Origin of the sequence: Klebsiella sp. JN_Kp121 (assembly GCF_040062145.1) — a bacterium.
GTDB classification, from domain to species: domain Bacteria; phylum Pseudomonadota; class Gammaproteobacteria; order Enterobacterales; family Enterobacteriaceae; genus Klebsiella; species Klebsiella aerogenes.
The window spans coordinates 1-16,776 of the sequence record NZ_JBEAHX010000033.1 but is presented as its reverse complement, the minus strand read 5'-3'; the positions used below and the strand labels follow the sequence as shown (position 1 = coordinate 16,776).

Sequence of the window (16,776 nt, the reverse complement as noted above, 5' to 3'; positions counted from 1 at the left end):
ATTTTTCAGCATATTCTCCGCAAAGCCAAAATAATTACCCTGCGTTATTTCCTGGAAAAAATACCCGACAAAAGTGCGGGATTGCGCTATAATCAGCCGCACTTTCGGCTCACAGCCGCTGTTTAACGGACCAACGTCCTGTTTTTCCCAGTAATCACGAGGAACGCCATGCAACTTCCACACTGCCCAAAATGCCATTCTGAATACACATATGAAGATAACGGCATGTACATTTGCCCGGAATGCGCCCACGAGTGGAACAATGCCGAGCCGGCCGACGATGCCGACGCGCTGATTGTAAAAGACGCTAACGGCAACTTACTTGCCGATGGCGACAGCGTCACCGTGGTGAAAGATCTGAAGGTAAAAGGCAGTTCTTCCATGCTGAAAATCGGCACCAAAGTGAAGAATATCCGTCTGGTCGAAGGCGATCACAACATCGACTGCAAAATTGACGGTTTTGGTCCGATGAAGCTGAAATCTGAATTCGTCAAAAAGAACTAATTAATTTTTTTTACACCAGCGCCATTATTTTTCCGGCGCTGGCGGCAACCTCGCCGGCGCGTACGAATATCAGCGGCGGATCGCGGCGAAATTATTTTGCTAATTTCGCGAAAATTATTCCCGAAATCTCCAGGCCGAACCGCGCGATCAATTCTCATTTCGTCTCTGCCTTCCCGCCACGCGGCAACGCATTTTCAGAAAAATTCACCCCGCTTTGCCGCCTGGCTTCTTTTGCCCGTCACCAACTACGCTTTAGGGGTCATTGGTTATCTGAGGTCATGGTTATGTCCCTGAGTCCTTACATTGCTTTTAGCGGCAACTGCGCTGCCGCCATCGCCTTCTATCAGCAGGCGCTGGGGGCGCAGCTTATCCACCAAATCACCTACGGCGAAATGCCGCAGAGCGCCCAGGATGCCGAAGATGGTTGCGCCTCCGGGCAACATCTTGCCGCCGACTGCATCGCCCACGCCAGCCTGCAGGTCGCCGACAGTATTTTGATGTTGAGCGATAGCCCCAGTAGCGACATGGAACATTACGCGGGATTCGTCCTCGTGCTGGAGCCGAAAGATATTGCTGAAGGCAAACACTGGTTTGAGGCGCTGGCCGATGGCGGGCGCATCGAAATGGCATGGCAGGAGACCTTCTGGGCCCACGGTTTCGGCAAAGTGGTCGATCGCTTCGGCGTACCGTGGATGGTTAACGTCGTCAAACAACCCTAATCTTCTCTCCAGGGCGGCTTCTCCGCCCTGTCATCTCACCGGCATTAACTCTTCATCCTGCGGTCATCGTGACTTAACAGGAATGTAACAAAAACGCGTCAGTATCGGCCCACGCTCAACGGGGAACCCCAAAGTGCTTAGTGAGGCTCGATAACCATGTACTTATCCAGACATCCGACCAGTTATCCCACCCGGTATCAGGAAATTGCCGCCAGGCTTGAACAGGAGCTGCGCCATCACTATCGCTGCGGCGACTATTTGCCTGCGGAACAACAGCTGGCGGCGCGCTTTGAAGTTAACCGCCACACCCTACGCCGCGCCATCGATCAGCTGGTGGAACGCGGATGGGTCCAGCGCCGCCAGGGCGTCGGCGTGCTGGTATTGATGCGCCCCATCGACTACCCGCTCAACGCCCAGGCGCGTTTTAGCCAGAATCTGCTGGAACAAGGCAGCCACCCGACCAGCGAGAAACTGCTGTCGGTGCTGCGCCCGGCCAGCAGCCACGTTGCCGAAGCCTTTGGCATCGCCGAAGGCGAAACCGTCATTCATCTGCGCACCCTGCGCCGGGTTAACGGCGTGGCGCTGTGTTTGATTGACCACTACTTCGCCGACCTGCGCTTCTGGCCGGTGCTGCAAACCTTCACCCATGGCTCGCTACACGACCTGCTGCGCGACCAACTCGCCATCGAACTGACCCGCGTACGCACCAAAATCAGCGCCCGCCGCGCGCAGGCGAAAGAGAGCAAGCTGCTGGAAATCCCCAATATGGCGCCACTGCTGTGCGTACGCACGCTCAATAGCCGCGAGGGCGAGACAGTCACGACGGAGTACTCCGTCAGCCTGACCCGCGCCGACATGATTGAATTCACCATGGAGCACTGAATGCACTTCGATACCGCCACCCGCCAGCGTTGGATGTCCGTGCTGGCCCACAGTGAACCGCAGGACCTTCTGGCGCGCATGCAATCGCTGCGGCTGGCGCCGGAGTATGAATTAATTCGCGCCCCGGAAACCGGGCTGGTACAGCTCCAGGCGCGTATGGGCGGCATCGGCGATCGTTTCTTTGCCGGTGACGCCACCCTGACCCGCGCCGCCGTACGCCTGGCCGATGGCACCCTCGGCTACAGCTGGATTCTGGGCCGCGACCGCCCCCACGCCGAACGCTGCGCGGCGATCGATGGCCTGCTGCAATCGCCTCACTATTTTCACACCTTAATGGAAACCCTCATTACCCCGCTGGAAGCACAACGCAGCGCGCGCCTCGACGCCCGCCGCGCCGAAGTCAACGCCAGCCGGGTCGACTTCTTTACTCTGGTTCGCGGAGATAACGCATGACATTACAAACCGCCTTTACCCTACCGGTGCAGGATGCCCAACACAGTTTCCGCCGCCTGCTGAAAGCAATGAGCGAGCCGGGAGTGATTGTCTCCCTGCAGCAGCTTCAGCACGGCTGGCAGCCATTGAATATCGCCTCCACCAGCTTGCTGCTGACCCTGGCCGATCACGACACCCCGGTGTGGATGGCCGCCGCGCTGCATAACGATCTGGTCAGCCAAAATCTGCGCTTTCATACCGGCGCGACGCTGGTGGAACAGCCGCAGCAGGCGGTATTTGCCGTCGCCTGCGACACCATCAGCGCCGAACAGCTTAATGTCCTTTCCGCTGGTACCGTGGCGGCGCCGGAAACCGGCGTCACGCTGATTGTTCAACTAGCCAGCCTGAGCGGCGGACGCATGCTGCGCCTGACCGGCGCGGGCATTGCCGAGGAGCGAATGATCGCCCCCCAGCTCCCGGACTGCATCATCGACGAATTAACCGAACGCCCGCACCCGTTCCCACTGGGCATTGACCTGATCCTGACCTGCGGCGAGCGCCTGCTGGCTATCCCGCGTACCACCCACGTGGAGGTGTGCTAAATGTATGTTGCCGTCAAAGGCGGCGAGAAGGCGATTAGCGCCGCTCACGCTTTGCAAGATCAGAAACGACGGGGCGATGGACGGCTTCCCGAACTGAGCGTCGAGCAGATAAGCGAACAGCTCAGCCTGGCGGTGGACCGGGTGATGACCGAAGGCGGTATTGCCGACCGCGAACTGGCGGCGCTGGCGCTGAAGCAGGCCAGCGGCGATAACGTCGAAGCCATTTTCCTGCTGCGCGCCTACCGCACCACCCTGCCGCGGCTGGCAGTCAGCGAACCGGTTGATACCGCCGGGATGCGCCTCGAACGCCGGATCTCCGCGGTGTACAAAGATATCCCCGGCGGCCAACTGCTGGGCCCCACTTACGACTATACCCACCGCCTGCTCGATTTTGCCCTGCTGGCCAACGGCGAACCGCCGTCGGTGCAGAAAGCCGGTAGCGAAACGCAGCCGACGCCGCACGTCTTCAACCTGCTGACGCAGCAGGGGCTGGCCAAAGCGGAAGCGGACCGCGGCGCGCCCCCTGACGATATCACCCGCACCCCGCCGGTCTATCCCTGCTCGCGCTCCTCGCGGCTGCAGCAGCTGGTACGCGGCGATGAAGGCTATCTGCTGGCGCTGGCCTACTCAACCCAGCGCGGCTATGGCCGCAACCACCCGTTTGCCGGCGAGATCCGCAGCGGCTACGTGCAGGTGGAAATCGTGCCGGAAGAGCTGGGTTTTAGCGTCAATATTGGCGAGCTGCTGCTGACCGAATGCGAAATGGTCAACGGCTTTGTCGATCCAGAGGATGAGCCGCCGCACTTCACCCGCGGCTACGGCCTGACGTTTGGCATGAGCGAGCGTAAAGCGATGGCCATGGCGCTGGTCGACCGCGCCCTTCAGGCGCCGGAATACGGCGAAGAGATAAGCGGACCGGCCCAGGACGAAGAGTTCGTGCTGGCGCACGCCGATAACGTTGAAGCCGCCGGCTTCGTCTCGCATCTGAAACTGCCGCACTATGTCGATTTCCAGGCCGAACTGGCGCTGTTGAAACGCCTGCAACGGGAGAACGAACGTGTCTAACCCACTGACTGGCTATAACTTTGCTTATCTTGATGAGCAAACCAAGCGCATGATCCGCCGGGCGATACTGAAAGCGGTGGCCATTCCCGGCTATCAGGTGCCCTTCGGCGGCCGCGAAATGCCGATGCCCTACGGTTGGGGTACCGGCGGGATCCAACTGACCGCCAGCGTTATCGGCGAGAACGACGTACTGAAGGTCATCGATCAGGGTGCCGATGACACCACCAACGCGGTGTCGATCCGCCAGTTCTTTAAACGCGTAACCGGCGTCGCCACCACCGAACGCACCGAAGACGCCACCCTGATCCAGACCCGCCACCGGATCCCGGAAACGCCGCTGGTGGAAGATCAGATCCTGATCTATCAGGTGCCGATCCCGGAGCCGCTGCGCTTTATCGAACCGCGCGAAACCGAAACCCGCACCATGCACGCCCTGGAAGAGTACGGCGTAATGCAGGTGAAGCTGTATGAGGATATCGCCCGCTTCGGCCATATCGCCACCACCTACGCCTATCCGGTGAAGGTGAACGGCCGCTACGTGATGGACCCTTCGCCGATCCCGAAATTCGATAACCCCAAAATGCACATGATGCCGGCGCTGCAGCTGTTCGGCGCCGGGCGCGAAAAACGTATCTACGCGGTGCCGCCCTATACCACAGTCGAAAGCCTCGATTTCGACGATCACCCGTTTAGCGTGCAGGAGTGGGATGAACCCTGCGCCATTTGCGGTTCGCGCCACAGCTATCTTGACGAAGTGGTGCTGGATGACAGCGGCCAGCGGATGTTTGTCTGCTCCGATACCGACTATTGCCGCCAACAGAGCGAGGCGCAGAAAAAATGAGCCAGCCGTTACTTACAGTTAATCACCTGACCCATCTCTATGCGCCGGGCAAAGGTTTTAGCGATGTCTCTTTCGAGCTGTGGCCGGGCGAAGTGCTCGGCATCGTCGGCGAATCCGGCTCCGGTAAAACCACGCTGCTGAAAGCGATTTCCGCTCGTCTGGCGCCGCAACAGGGTGAAGTGCGGTATCAACAGCGCTCGCTGTATGCCATGAGCGAAGCCGAACGCCGCCGCCTGCTGCGCACCGAATGGGGCGTTGTACATCAGCACCCGATGGACGGCCTGCGTCGCCAGGTCTCGGCGGGCGGCAACATCGGTGAACGGCTGATGGCGACCGGCGCTCGCCACTACGGCGACATTCGCGCCACCGCCGAACGCTGGCTGCAGGAGGTGGAGATCCCGCCTTCCCGCATCGACGACCTGCCGACCACCTTTTCCGGCGGTATGCAGCAGCGCTTGCAAATCGCCCGCAATCTCGTGACGCAGCCGAAACTGGTGTTTATGGATGAACCCACCGGCGGGCTGGACGTCTCGGTACAGGCGCGCCTGCTCGATCTCCTGCGCGGGCTGGTAGTGGAGTTAGGGCTGGCGGCGGTGATAGTCACCCACGATCTCGGCGTCGCCCGCCTGCTGGCGAACCGCCTGCTGGTGATGAAACAAGGACAGGTGGTGGAAAGTGGCTTAACCGACCGGGTGCTCGACGATCCGCATCATCCTTACACCCAGCTACTGGTGTCGTCGGTGTTGCAGAACTAACCCTCGGTGCCGTTCCCGGCGGCGCTACGCTTGGCCGGGCTACAAATTCAGCGTAGCCCGGCCGAGCAACGCGACGCCGGGGAGGCACGAATGCTAATGAGGCTAAAAATGAACGCTATACGCGTTGAAAACATCCATAAAACCTTTGTTCTGCACCAACAGCACGGCGTACGCCTGCCGGTGCTCGCCGACGCTTCGCTCACCGTTAACGCCGGGGAGTGCGTGGTGCTGCACGGCCATTCCGGCAGCGGTAAATCGACGCTGCTGCGCTCACTGTACGCTAACTATCTGCCGGACAGCGGTCATATTCATATCCGCCACGGCGACGAATGGGTAGATCTGGTGACCGCCACGCCGCGCAAGGTGCTGGAAGTGCGTAAAACCACTATCGGTTGGGTTAGCCAGTTTCTGCGGGTGATCCCGCGGATATCCGCACTGGAAGTCGTCATGCAGCCGCTGCTCGACCTCGGTACGCCGCGCGAAGAGAGCGCCGCTAAAGCCGCCCGCCTGCTGACCCAGCTCAACGTGCCGGAGCGTCTGTGGCATCTGGCGCCGTCCACCTTTTCCGGCGGCGAACAGCAGCGGGTCAACATCGCCCGCGGTTTTGCGGTCGACTATCCGATTTTACTCCTTGATGAACCCACCGCCTCGCTGGATGCCAACAACAGCGCCGCGGTGGTGGCGCTGATCCAGCAGGCTAAAGCCCGCGGCGCGGCCATCGTCGGTATTTTCCATGATGAAACGGTACGCGGTCAGGTCGCCGACCGCCTGCACCCAATGGGTATCACAGTATGATAATCAATAACGTAAAGCTGGTACTGGAAGACGAAACCATCGACGGTTCGCTGGAAGTGCAGGAGGGGCGGATTTACGCCTTTGCCGAAAGCCAGAGCCGGCTGCCCGGCGCCCTCGATGGCGAAGGCGGCTGGCTGCTGCCGGGGCTTATCGAACTCCATACCGATAACCTGGATAAATTCTTCACCCCGCGGCCAAAGGTTGACTGGCCCGCACACTCGGCGATGAGCAGCCACGATGCTTTAATGGTCGCCAGCGGCATCACCACCGTACTCGACGCCGTGGCGATTGGCGACGTGCGCGACGGCGGCGACCGCCTTGAGAATCTGGAAAAGATGATCAACGCGGTGGAAGAGACGCAAAAGCGCGGGCTTAACCGCGCCGAGCATCGCCTGCATCTGCGCTGTGAACTGCCGCACCACACCACCTTGCCGCTGTTTGAAAAGCTGGTCGACCGCGAGCCGGTCACCCTGGTGTCGCTGATGGACCACTCGCCGGGTCAACGCCAGTTCGCCAACCGCGAAAAATATCGTGAATATTATCAGGGCAAATATCAGCTCAGCGGCGAGCAGATGTTACGCTTCGAAGAAGAGCAAATGGCGCTGGCGGCGGCCTGGTCGCAGCCTAATCGCCAGGCTATCGCCGCAATGTGTCGGGAGCGCCAAATCGCTCTCGCCAGCCACGACGACGCCACTCATGAACATGTCGCCGAATCCCACCAGCTTGGCAGCGTGATTGCCGAATTTCCCACCACGTTGGCCGCCGCGCAGGCTTCGCGCCAGCACGGAATGAATGTGTTGATGGGGGCGCCGAATATCGTGCGCGGCGGCTCGCATTCCGGCAATGTCGCCGCGCATCAACTGGCCACCAGCGGCCTGTTGGATATTCTCTCTTCCGACTACTACCCCGCCAGCCTGCTTGATGCCGCTTTCCGCATCGCCGATAGCGACGACAACGCTTTCACGCTGGCGCAGGCTGTCCGTCTGGTCAGCAAACATCCTGCGCAGGCGCTGGGCCTGCATGACCGCGGCGTCATCGCCGAAGGCAAACGTGCCGATCTGGTGCTCGCGCACCGCCGCGGCGAGCACGTCCATATCGATCACGTCTGGCGTCAGGGAAAGAGGGTCTTTTAATGCCTGGAAAACTGATTTGGCTGGTCGGCCCCTCGGGGTCGGGAAAGGATAGTCTGCTGGCCGCGCTGCGCCAGCGTGAGCATCCGCAACTGCTGGTCGCGCATCGCTACATCACCCGCCCGCACCTGGTGGGCTGCGAGAACCATATTGCGCTCAGCGAGCATGAGTTTTTCACCCGCGCCGAGCGTAATCTTTTCGCGCTAAGCTGGCATGCCAACAATAATTACTATGGCGTCGGCATAGAGATCGACCTCTGGCTGCATGCCGGTTTTGATGTGGTCGCCAACGGCTCGCGCGCGCATCTGGCGCAGGCGCGGGAACGTTACGATGACGTGCTGGTACCGATTTGTCTCGAAGTCTCGCCATCGGTGTTGCGCCAGCGGCTTGAACAGCGCGGCCGGGAAAATGCCGTGGAAATCGCCCAACGCCTGCAACGCGCCGCGCGCTATAAACCGGCCGATTGCCTGACGTTGAATAACGACGGCAGCCTCGGGCAATCGGTAGAGCGTTTCTTCCAGCTGTTGCGCCAGCACGCCGGACGTGAAGAGAATCAGCATGCCTGAGGGTAAGGTAATACGATGAGCCTGACGATCCGCCTGACCGGCACCGGCGGCGCCCAGCAGGTGCCGGTCTTCGGCTGCGACTGCGCCGCCTGCCAGCGCGCCCGCGTCGATGCACGCTATCGCCGCCGCCCCTGCAGCGCGGTGGTGCGCTTTAACCATGCGGTCACGCTGCTCGACGCCGGGCTGGCGGATCTGGCGGAACGCCAGCCCGCTGGCAGCTTCCAGCAGATTTTATTGACGCATTACCATATGGATCACGTGCAGGGGCTGTTCCCCCTGCGCTGGGGGGGGGGCGATCCGATTGCGGTGTACGGCCCGCCGGATGACATCGGCTGCGACGATCTGTTTAAACATCCCGGCATCCTCGATTTTAGCCACACCGTTATCCCCTTCACGGTATTTGAATTACAGGGGCTACAGGTCACGCCGCTGCCGTTAATCCACTCGAAGCTGACCTACGGCTATCTGCTGGAGTCGGCGCACAGCCGGGTGGCATGGCTTGCGGATACCGCCGGGCTGCCGGAGAAGACGCTGAAGTTTTTACTTAATAATCAGCCGCAGGTGATTGTCATCGATTGCAGCCACGAGCCCAGAACAGAGACACCGCGCAACCACAGCGACTTGAATACCGTGCGCGCGCTGAACCAGGTACTTGGCTGCCCGCGGGTGATCCTCACCCATATCAGCCATCAGTTCGACCGCTGGATGATGGATAACCCGCTGCCAAAAGGTTTCGAGGCGGGATACGACGGCATGGAGATCGTGCTGGAGTAACCGGCGTCATGGCAATGGAAAATCAGTAATCGTCGTCGAGACGGCGCTGGTCGCTCTCCAGCTGGCGACGATCGCTATCAAGCTGGCGCTGGCGTTCATCCAGCTGGCGACGGCGGTCGTCAAGCTGGCGCTGGCGATCGTTATATTGCTGCTGGTTATCCCTACGCTGCTGGCGGCTGCCCTGATAGCTGCCGTCATCGTAGCGTCCGTCGTCATAGCGCCCGTCGTCGTCGTCGGAACGGCTGCTGCCCGGATTGTAGGCATCGTTGATGGCTTGCTGAATATTACCAATAGCGTCGTCAATAATATCGGCATGGGCCAGTTGGCTGCTCAGCGCCAGCGTGCAAAAAAACAGAGCGGTTGCGTAACGTTTCATCGTGGCCAGTCTCATCAGGGTACTGGTGGTACCTTAATCAACCCTATTTGCCACGTGTAGCGGAGGAATCTCAAATCCGCGCCATCGCCGCACGCAACGCCTGCGCCAGCTGCGTGCGGGTGAAAGGCTTGCGCAGTCGTTCAACCTCAGGCAACACCGGATTATGCGCCGGGCGCAAATCCTGGCCGCTAATCAATAGCAGTGCCACCGCCGGGAAGCGGCGTTGCGCTTCGTGAATGACCTCGGCGCCGCTCAGCCCCCCAGGGAGCATTAAATCGCTAATCAACAACGCGATATCCCCGGAGGCCGCCAGCATCTGCAGCGCCTGCTCGCCGCTTTGCGCCTCCAACGTCAGCCAACCCAGCTGATGCAGCTGCTCGCATAGCGTCTGGCGCACATCGGCTTCATCCTCCAGCACCAGCGCCAGCTGCTCGCCGCTCACCATCGGTTCACTAACCAACGGCGTTCGTTCATCCTCCGCCGCTGCCGTGGCTCGCGGTAGCTGCAAACGAACGGTGGTGCCCTGCCCCGGCGCGCTTTCAATTGCCACACGCCCGCCCGACTGGCGCACAAAACCGTACACCATCGACAGCCCAAGACCGCTGCCGCTACCGGTCTGTTTGGTGGTAAAGAAGGGCTCGAAAACCTGCGCTTTTATCTCCTGCGACATGCCGCAGCCGTGGTCAATCACCTCCAGCGCCACCATATCCTGACGCCGTCCATCGCTACGGGTGACCCGCTGGTTCCAGGTTCGTAGCGCGATAACGCCTGACCGCCCCTCCATAGCGTCGCGGGCGTTCATCACCAGGTTGATAATCGCGTTTTCCAGTTGCCCGACATCGATCCACGCCGGCCAGGCAGGCGACTGCGCTTCTATTTCGAGACGCAACGATGCGGGGAGCGAATGACGCATCAGTTCGCAGACATTCTCCAGCAACGGCTGCAGCGCCACCGCCTGCGGGTTCAGCGCCTGTTTACGCGAAAAGGCCAGCAACCGCTGAGTAAGCAAGGCGCCGCGTTCGGCAGCCTTCAGCGCCCGCGATATCCGCGGCGCATCGCGCTCATCCGGCTGTACCAGTTCGAGGCTGCCGATAATCACCGCCAGCAGGTTGTTAAAATCGTGGGCCAGGCCGCCGGTAAGCTGGCCGACGGCTTTCATTTTTTGGCTATGCAGCAGCGCCTCCTCCAGCCCCTGTCGCTCAAGGCGGTCGATCTCCATCTGGGTGGTTTTCTCCCGCAGCAGGCGGGTGGTGTGTTCAAGGGAAGCGGTATTACGGGCGAAAACGTTAAAGGCGCGCGCCAGTTCGCCAAGCTCATCACGCCGTTGCAGGGCCGGCACCGTCACGTTCTGCTCGCCGTGCGCCAGCCGCGACATCGCGCCGGATATCGCGTTCAGATTGAGGCCAAGATTACGATAGATATACCAGCCAGCGCACCCGGTGATCGCCAGCGCCAGCAGCGCGGCCAGCAGGATAAACGTGCTGATGGAGCGCAACTGCTGGTGGCTTTGCGCCGCTCGCGCCTCCGAAGCTTGAGCGACTCTGGCAACATATTGATTAATATCGCCATTAAGCAGCGCAACCAGCGCTTTGATATGAAACATATACCAACCGATCGCCAGATCGCTCTCTTCAAGCTGCGCCGATAGCGGCGCCAGCCGCGCCAGTTCGGCGTTGAAATCCGGCAGGATAAACGCCAGCGCAGAATCGCTATCGTTGCGCGGTAAAAAGCGTCTGATGTCATCGAGCTGCAGGACGATCGAGCGCGGCGTCGCAGTGTGTATCGCGGCGACGATCAACCGGTCCATCTCGTTTAAACGCTGAGGATCGATCGCCGGTTTACCCTCGCGATCGTTGAGATCCTGCAAATGGCGCAAATAGCTCTGGTTTTGATACAGCGCGCTCAGCAGTTCATTGCGCTGCAGATGGCGGCGTTGCCCGCGTTCCAGCATGCCGGCGACGCTCTGCTGCAGCTCGTTGCTACGGCGAATAATGCTCGCTACCAGCGCCAGTTCCTGCCGGGCCAACGGCGCCGAGGCCAACTGGCCCAACGAATGCTTCAGCGCCTGTTGGGTTTCCAGCAGCCGTTGCGCTTCGCTTTTATACTCCAGCGCGCCAACCACCTGCGACAACCGCACCGCCGCGGTGGCGACATTGGCGGTATCACGCGCCAGATTCATACTGCCGTTCATGTCGCTAAGCGTTTGCAGCTGCACCTGCTCCTGCAACTGACTGGCATGGCGAAAACCGAAAATCGCCACTCCGGCGACCATTAACGTCACCGCCACCATCAACAAGTTAAATGACAGCAGGCGACCGCGGGCGCTAACGAAAAAGTACGGATGGCGAGAAGGCATGGCGACTCCGGTCAGGCGTTTTCTCCCATCATTCCCGGACTGTCGCCGAAGGTGAAGAAAATTTCTCGGCGTAATTGTGATCTGCATTAACTATTCAAAAATATGACAATTATGAATGGCCGATGACATCACTCATTTACGTTGCGGTGATGAAGTGCCGACATCGACAACGCAGCCAGGAGAGCAGGCATGCAGGGAACACCGGTGCTATCCATGCGCAACATCGCCAAAGTTTTCGGCAAATTTTATGCGCTGAAAGGGGTGGATCTGACGGTCTGGCCCGGCGAGATCCACGCGCTGATGGGCGAAAACGGCGCGGGAAAAAGCACGTTGATGAAGATCCTCGCCGGCGCCTATACCGCCTCCAGCGGCGAGATCCTGATCGACGGACAACCACAGACGATCAGAGGCCCGAAGGATGCGCTGGCAGCAGGGATCACGCTTATCTATCAGGAGATGCAGCTGGCGCCGAATCTCACCGTCGCGGAAAACATTTTCCTCGGCAGCGAGCTTTCCCGCGGCGGTCTGGTACAGCGTAAAGAGATGGAGTCCCAGGCGCAGGCGGTTATCGACCGGCTCGGCGCGCAGTTCAAAGCCAGCGACCGGGTGATGAAGCTGACTATCGCCGAACAGCAGCAGGTGGAAATCGCCCGCGCGCTGCATCGCAACAGCCGCATTCTGGTGATGGATGAACCTACCGCCGCCCTCTCCTCGCGAGAAACTCAGCGCCTGTTTGAGCTGATTTTACGCCTGCGCGATGAAGGGATGGCAATCATCTATATCAGCCACCGCATGGCCGAAGTGTATGAACTCTCCGACCGGGTCAGCGTGCTGCGCGATGGCCAGTATGTCGGCAGCCTCACCCGCGACCACCTTAGCGCCCCCGAATTAGTGCGCATGATGGTTGGCCGTCCGCTTAGCGATCTGTTCAATAAAGAGCGCGATATCCCGCGCGGCCAGCCGCGCCTGCGGGTGCAGGATCTCAGCGACGGCGGCAAAGTGCATCCCAGCAGTTTGGTGGTGCACGCCGGGGAAATCGTTGGCCTCGCCGGGCTGGTCGGCGCCGGGCGTTCCGAGCTGGCGCAACTGATTTTCGGCGTCCGCAAAGCGACGGGCGGCGTCATTGAAATCGACGGCGAACCGGTGGTTATTCACTCGCCGCGCGAAGCGATCGACCTCGGGATCGGCTTTCTGACCGAAAACCGTAAAGAACAGGGGCTGTTTCTCGAACTGGCGGCGCAGGAGAACATCACCATGGCGACGCTTGAGCGCGACGCCAACTGGGGAATGCTCGACCGGAAGAAGGCGCAAGCCATCTCCGATGACGCCATCCAGCTGCTGAACATCCGCGTCCCGCATGCTCAGGTGCGCGCCGGCGGGCTTTCCGGCGGCAATCAGCAAAAGCTGCTGATTTCACGCTGGGTGGCGATCGGCCCGCGCATTCTCATCCTGGATGAACCGACCCGCGGCGTTGACGTCGGCGCCAAAAGCGAGATTTACCGCATCATGAATCAGATGGCCCGCCAGGGCGTCGCCATTTTAATGATCTCCAGCGAATTGCCGGAAATCGTAGGCATGAGCGACCGGGTATATGTGATGCGCGAAGGCGCTATCGCCGGCGAGTTGCAGGTTGGCGAGATCAGTCAGGAAAGCATTATGACGCTGGCGACCGGCGTGAACGATTCTCACCTTAAGGCAGGACAAGCATGAGCATACCGAAAGAGACCTCCGCGCCGGCGGCGAAATCCGCCTCGGCAAAAAAAATGCTGATGGGCGACCTGATGCAAACCGTCGGCATCCTGCCGATTTTAATCCTGATCGTCGCAGTGTTTGGCTTCGTCGCGCCGAACTTCTTTACCGAAAGCAACCTGCTGAATATTACCCGCCAGTCCTCCATCAACATCGTGCTGGCGGCGGGGATGACCTTTATTATTCTTACCGGCGGTATCGATCTGTCGGTGGGGTCAATACTCGGTACCACCGCGGTTGCGGCGATGGTGGTATCGCTCATCCCGCCATTCGCGATGCTGTCGATTCCGGCGGCGCTGATGCTCGGCCTGCTGCTCGGGCTGTTCAACGGCGCGCTGGTGGCCTTCGCCGGACTACCGCCGTTTATTGTCACCCTTGGCACCTACACCGCGCTGCGCGGCGCCGCCTATCTGCTGGCCGACGGCACCACGGTGATTAACTCCGATATTAGTTTTGAATGGATCGGCAATAACTATCTCGGCCCGGTGCCGTGGCTGGTGGTGATAGCGCTGGCGGTCGTGGCGGTGTGCTGGTTTATCCTGCGCCGCACCACCCTCGGTATTCATATTTACGCCGTTGGCGGCAACATGCAGGCGGCGCGGCTGACGGGGATTAAAGTCTGGCTGGTGCTGCTGTTCGTCTACGGCATGAGCGGGCTGCTTTCCGGGCTCGGCGGGGTGATGAGCGCCTCGCGGCTGTACAGCGCCAACGGCAACCTCGGCGTCGGCTATGAGCTGGACGCCATTGCCGCGGTGATCCTCGGCGGCACCAGTTTCGTCGGCGGTATAGGCACCATCACCGGTACGCTGGTGGGGGCGCTGATTATCGCCACCCTCAACAACGGCATGACGCTGATGGGCGTCTCCTACTTCTGGCAATTGGTGATCAAAGGGGCGGTGATCATCATAGCGGTGCTGATCGACAAATACCGTACCCGACACCATCAAAGTGCATAACAACAACATCTTACCTGCGAGGAAAAGCGAATGCGTTTAAAACCTATAGTGACCGCGCTGTGTGCCGGCGCGCTGCTGGCCGCCTCCCCTTTTGCGTCGGCCAAAGATCTACAAGCGATAGGCGTGACGGTGGGCGACCTCGCCAACCCGTTCTTCGTGCAAATCACCAAGGGGGCCGAGCTGGAAGCGCGCAAGCTGGCGGGGGATAAAGTGAAGGTCACGCTGGTGTCGAGCGGCTACGACCTGGGGCAGCAGGTGGCGCAGATCGATAACTTTATCGCCGCCAAAGTCGATATGATCATCCTCAACGCCGCTGATTCAAAAGGTATCGGCCCGGCGGTGAAGCGGGCGAAAGAGGCCGGGATCGTGGTGGTGGCGGTTGACGTCGCCGCCGAAGGCGCCGATGCCACCATCACCTCCGATAATACCCAGGCCGGCGCGATGGCCTGTAAATACATTAGCGATCGCCTGAACAACAAAGGCAACGTGGTGATTATCAACGGGCCGCCGGTTTCCGCGGTGCAGAACCGCGTCGAAGGCTGCGAAACCGAATTCAAAAAACATCCGGATATCAAAATCCTCTCTGCCAACCAGAACGCGAAAGGCAGCCGCGAAGGCGGGCTGGAGGTGATGACGTCGCTGCTGGCGGCGAATCCGAAGATTGACGGCGTGTTCGCGATTAACGATCCGACGGCGATTGGCGCCGATCTGGCGGCGAAACAGGCGCAACGTAATGAGTTCTTTATCGTGGGCGTCGATGGCAGCCCGGACGGCGAAGAGGCGCTGAAGCGTAAGAATTCCCTGTTCGTCGCCACGCCAGCGCAGGACCCGCAGGTCATGGCGGCGAAGGCGGTAGAAATTGGTTATGACATTCTGCAGGGCAAGCCCGCGCCAGCCGCGCCGGTGCTGATCCCGGTGAAAATGATCGATAAAAATAACGTCAGCAGCTACAAGGGCTGGACGGTGAAATAACGCGGCAAAGCGGCGCCGGGTCTCTTTTCGCCCTACGCCGCTTTGTCGTTATGGATAACGTCAGCGGCGAAAACGTAGCCCAGCCCGCGCAGGGTTTTAATCAAGGTGGGCTGATGCGGATTGACCTCAACTTTACGCCGCAGGCGCATGATCAGCACATCGATCGTGCGGTCGAATACCTCCATGCTCTCATTATGGGTCAGCGCCAGCAGCTGTTCACGGTTCAGAACCCGGCGGGCGTTTTGCGCCAGCGCCAGCAACAATCCATACTCCCCCTGGGTTAACGCCACGCTCTGCTGTTGGGGATTAAACAGCTCACAGCGGCGGGTATCCAGCCGCCAGCCGTTAAACAACAGCCCATGCTCCCCGCCCGGCACGAGGCTTTCCGCGCCGATCGCCCCGCTGCGCCGCAGCACCGCCTTTACGCGCGCCACCACTACCCGGGCATTAAACGGTTTGGCGATGTAATCGTCGGCGCCCATTTCCAGCCCGACCACCACATCCGATTCGCTTCCCAGCCCGGAAAGCATTATCACCGGTAGCTCAGGCCGCGTGCGCTGCAGCTGTTGTAACACCAGCAATCCATTGGTATCCGGCAAGATCATATCCAGCAGCACCAGCGCGATATCTGCGCGCCGGGCGACCGTCGCCAGCGCTTCGCCGCCGTTCTGGCAGGCCACCACCTCAAACGCGTGGGCGCCGAGCACGTCGCTCAGCAGCTCGCAGATCGCGACGTCATCATCAATCACTAAAATGACCGGTTTCATGGTTTACCTCTGCCTGGCGGGAATAGTGTCAGTCTGGTCGATTGTGCAAGCGGGCGACGACAAATCCATTTTTCGCTGCCGTTTTTATAATCGGCGTCACATCTCCGGGCTTTTCGTCACGTCAAAACTGACGATGACCTGTTTTTCGTCAGCATTTCGCCCAAAAAAGCCGCGTACTATCCGTTAATACCCACAATGAAAACATGGCATAGAAGATGCATAGTGACGGTCGATTGCGCGTCAGCGCTAATTGATTAACTGGAGCAAAACCGATGAAAAAAGTCGTCACGGTTTGCCCGTATTGCGCATCAGGTTGCAAAATCAACCTGGTGGTCGATAACGGCAAAATCGTCCGGGCTGAGGCGGCGCAGGGGAAAACCAATCAGGGAACCCTGTGTCTGAAAGGCTATTATGGCTGGGACTTCATTAACGATACCCAGATCCTGACCCCGCGTCTCAAAACCCCCATGATCCGTCGCCAGCGTGGCGGCAAACTGGAAGCCGTCTCCTGGGATGAGGCGCTCGATTACGTCGC

Annotated in this window: 19 protein-coding genes; 16 read left to right on the top strand and 3 right to left on the bottom strand. The window is 60.0% G+C overall.

Features of this window, described 5'->3' with window-relative positions:
- The first annotated feature begins 168 nt into the window (after window positions 1–168).
- The 12 genes from ABLU86_RS21520 to phnP all read left to right on the top strand — a co-directional run bounded on the left by ABLU86_RS21520 (window position 169) and on the right by phnP (window position 9,065).
- Complete coding sequence (locus ABLU86_RS21520) at window positions 169–504, top strand: zinc ribbon domain-containing protein YjdM (protein WP_015368693.1); 336 nt, start codon at window positions 169–171, stop codon at window positions 502–504.
- 284 nt (window positions 505–788) lie between these two features.
- A complete protein-coding gene (yjdN, locus tag ABLU86_RS21515) occupies window positions 789–1,223 on the top strand; it encodes a VOC family metalloprotein YjdN (protein ID WP_015704080.1) in 435 nt (144 codons plus the stop codon).
- 156 nt (window positions 1,224–1,379) lie between these two features.
- Complete coding sequence (phnF, locus tag ABLU86_RS21510; RefSeq protein WP_015368695.1) at window positions 1,380–2,105, top strand: phosphonate metabolism transcriptional regulator PhnF; 726 nt, start codon at window positions 1,380–1,382, stop codon at window positions 2,103–2,105.
- Entirely contained in the window at window positions 2,106–2,558 is a 453-nt protein-coding gene (phnG, locus tag ABLU86_RS21505; protein ID WP_015368696.1) for a phosphonate C-P lyase system protein PhnG, read from the top strand.
- Window positions 2,555–3,139, top strand: a complete 585-nt coding sequence (gene phnH / locus ABLU86_RS21500) for a phosphonate C-P lyase system protein PhnH (RefSeq protein WP_015368697.1) — start codon at window positions 2,555–2,557, stop codon at window positions 3,137–3,139. Before phnG ends, phnH begins: the two co-directional genes overlap by 4 nt.
- Window positions 3,140–4,204, top strand: a complete 1,065-nt coding sequence (locus ABLU86_RS21495) for a carbon-phosphorus lyase complex subunit PhnI (protein ID WP_348796323.1) — start codon at window positions 3,140–3,142, stop codon at window positions 4,202–4,204.
- Entirely contained in the window at window positions 4,197–5,045 is an 849-nt protein-coding gene (locus ABLU86_RS21490; protein ID WP_163312552.1) for an alpha-D-ribose 1-methylphosphonate 5-phosphate C-P-lyase PhnJ, read from the top strand. The genes ABLU86_RS21495 and ABLU86_RS21490 overlap by 8 nt, the downstream gene beginning before the upstream one ends.
- Complete coding sequence (gene phnK, locus ABLU86_RS21485; RefSeq protein ID WP_015368700.1) at window positions 5,042–5,800, top strand: phosphonate C-P lyase system protein PhnK; 759 nt, start codon at window positions 5,042–5,044, stop codon at window positions 5,798–5,800. The genes ABLU86_RS21490 and phnK overlap by 4 nt, the downstream gene beginning before the upstream one ends.
- Window positions 5,801–5,908: 108 nt before the next feature.
- Window positions 5,909–6,595, top strand: coding sequence for a phosphonate C-P lyase system protein PhnL (gene phnL, locus ABLU86_RS21480; RefSeq protein ID WP_015704077.1), 687 nt, complete (start codon window positions 5,909–5,911; stop codon window positions 6,593–6,595).
- Window positions 6,592–7,728, top strand: a complete 1,137-nt coding sequence (gene phnM / locus ABLU86_RS21475; RefSeq protein ID WP_042894291.1) for an alpha-D-ribose 1-methylphosphonate 5-triphosphate diphosphatase — start codon at window positions 6,592–6,594, stop codon at window positions 7,726–7,728. The genes phnL and phnM overlap by 4 nt, the downstream gene beginning before the upstream one ends.
- Window positions 7,728–8,291: a ribose 1,5-bisphosphokinase gene (gene phnN / locus ABLU86_RS21470; protein WP_032713460.1), complete on the top strand. Its 564-nt coding sequence runs from the start codon at window positions 7,728–7,730 to the stop codon at window positions 8,289–8,291. Before phnM ends, phnN begins: the two co-directional genes overlap by 1 nt.
- Window positions 8,292–8,306: 15 nt before the next feature.
- The gene (phnP, locus tag ABLU86_RS21465) at window positions 8,307–9,065 is read left to right on the top strand and encodes a phosphonate metabolism protein PhnP (RefSeq protein WP_259925141.1); all 759 of its coding nucleotides are present in this window, start codon (window positions 8,307–8,309) and stop codon (window positions 9,063–9,065) included.
- A 22-nt stretch (window positions 9,066–9,087) separates the two neighbouring features.
- On the opposite strand, the gene yjdP is transcribed toward phnP, so the two are convergent.
- Entirely contained in the window at window positions 9,088–9,441 is a 354-nt protein-coding gene (gene yjdP / locus ABLU86_RS21460; RefSeq protein WP_015368705.1) for a DDRRRQL repeat protein YjdP, read from the bottom strand.
- A gap of 70 nt (window positions 9,442–9,511) precedes the next feature.
- Entirely contained in the window at window positions 9,512–11,797 is a 2,286-nt protein-coding gene (locus ABLU86_RS21455; protein WP_242814315.1) for a hybrid sensor histidine kinase/response regulator, read from the bottom strand.
- 189 nt (window positions 11,798–11,986) lie between these two features.
- Here ABLU86_RS21455 and ABLU86_RS21450 point away from each other — a divergent pair, with 189 nt between their 5' ends.
- From ABLU86_RS21450 to ABLU86_RS21440, 3 genes are read left to right on the top strand one after another with little or no spacing between them, the layout of a single operon-like run.
- Window positions 11,987–13,507 carry a sugar ABC transporter ATP-binding protein gene (locus tag ABLU86_RS21450; RefSeq protein ID WP_015704072.1) on the top strand — a complete coding sequence of 507 codons (1,521 nt, stop codon included), beginning with the start codon at window positions 11,987–11,989 and terminating at the stop codon, window positions 13,505–13,507.
- Window positions 13,504–14,502: a putative carbohydrate ABC transporter permease gene (locus ABLU86_RS21445; RefSeq protein ID WP_015368708.1), complete on the top strand. Its 999-nt coding sequence runs from the start codon at window positions 13,504–13,506 to the stop codon at window positions 14,500–14,502. The genes ABLU86_RS21450 and ABLU86_RS21445 overlap by 4 nt, the downstream gene beginning before the upstream one ends.
- Window positions 14,503–14,532: 30 nt before the next feature.
- Window positions 14,533–15,474, top strand: coding sequence for an ABC transporter substrate-binding protein (locus ABLU86_RS21440; RefSeq protein ID WP_015368709.1), 942 nt, complete (start codon window positions 14,533–14,535; stop codon window positions 15,472–15,474).
- 32 nt (window positions 15,475–15,506) lie between these two features.
- Here the strand turns inward: ABLU86_RS21440 and ABLU86_RS21435 are convergent, their stop codons facing one another.
- Window positions 15,507–16,241, bottom strand: coding sequence for a response regulator transcription factor (locus ABLU86_RS21435; RefSeq protein WP_015704071.1), 735 nt, complete (start codon window positions 16,239–16,241; stop codon window positions 15,507–15,509).
- Between the two features lie 272 nt (window positions 16,242–16,513).
- On the opposite strand from ABLU86_RS21435, the gene ABLU86_RS21430 reads away from it, so the two are divergent.
- The coding region (locus tag ABLU86_RS21430) for a molybdopterin-dependent oxidoreductase (RefSeq protein WP_179208124.1) at window positions 16,514–16,776 on the top strand (263 nt) is incomplete at its 3' end.

Coding starts and splice junctions, on each gene's coding strand:
- ABLU86_RS21520 (WP_015368693.1), top strand. CDS start 169: ATGCAACTTCCACACTGCCCAAAATGCCATTCTGAATACACATATGAA.
- yjdN (WP_015704080.1), top strand. CDS start 789: ATGTCCCTGAGTCCTTACATTGCTTTTAGCGGCAACTGCGCTGCCGCC.
- phnF (WP_015368695.1), top strand. CDS start 1,380: ATGTACTTATCCAGACATCCGACCAGTTATCCCACCCGGTATCAGGAA.
- phnG (WP_015368696.1), top strand. CDS start 2,106: ATGCACTTCGATACCGCCACCCGCCAGCGTTGGATGTCCGTGCTGGCC.
- phnH (WP_015368697.1), top strand. CDS start 2,555: ATGACATTACAAACCGCCTTTACCCTACCGGTGCAGGATGCCCAACAC.
- ABLU86_RS21495 (WP_348796323.1), top strand. CDS start 3,140: ATGTATGTTGCCGTCAAAGGCGGCGAGAAGGCGATTAGCGCCGCTCAC.
- phnK (WP_015368700.1), top strand. CDS start 5,042: ATGAGCCAGCCGTTACTTACAGTTAATCACCTGACCCATCTCTATGCG.
- phnL (WP_015704077.1), top strand. CDS start 5,909: ATGAACGCTATACGCGTTGAAAACATCCATAAAACCTTTGTTCTGCAC.
- phnM (WP_042894291.1), top strand. CDS start 6,592: ATGATAATCAATAACGTAAAGCTGGTACTGGAAGACGAAACCATCGAC.
- phnN (WP_032713460.1), top strand. CDS start 7,728: ATGCCTGGAAAACTGATTTGGCTGGTCGGCCCCTCGGGGTCGGGAAAG.
- phnP (WP_259925141.1), top strand. CDS start 8,307: ATGAGCCTGACGATCCGCCTGACCGGCACCGGCGGCGCCCAGCAGGTG.
- yjdP (WP_015368705.1), bottom strand. CDS start 9,441: ATGAAACGTTACGCAACCGCTCTGTTTTTTTGCACGCTGGCGCTGAGC.
- ABLU86_RS21455 (WP_242814315.1), bottom strand. CDS start 11,797: ATGCCTTCTCGCCATCCGTACTTTTTCGTTAGCGCCCGCGGTCGCCTG.
- ABLU86_RS21450 (WP_015704072.1), top strand. CDS start 11,987: ATGCAGGGAACACCGGTGCTATCCATGCGCAACATCGCCAAAGTTTTC.
- ABLU86_RS21445 (WP_015368708.1), top strand. CDS start 13,504: ATGAGCATACCGAAAGAGACCTCCGCGCCGGCGGCGAAATCCGCCTCG.
- ABLU86_RS21440 (WP_015368709.1), top strand. CDS start 14,533: ATGCGTTTAAAACCTATAGTGACCGCGCTGTGTGCCGGCGCGCTGCTG.
- ABLU86_RS21435 (WP_015704071.1), bottom strand. CDS start 16,241: ATGAAACCGGTCATTTTAGTGATTGATGATGACGTCGCGATCTGCGAG.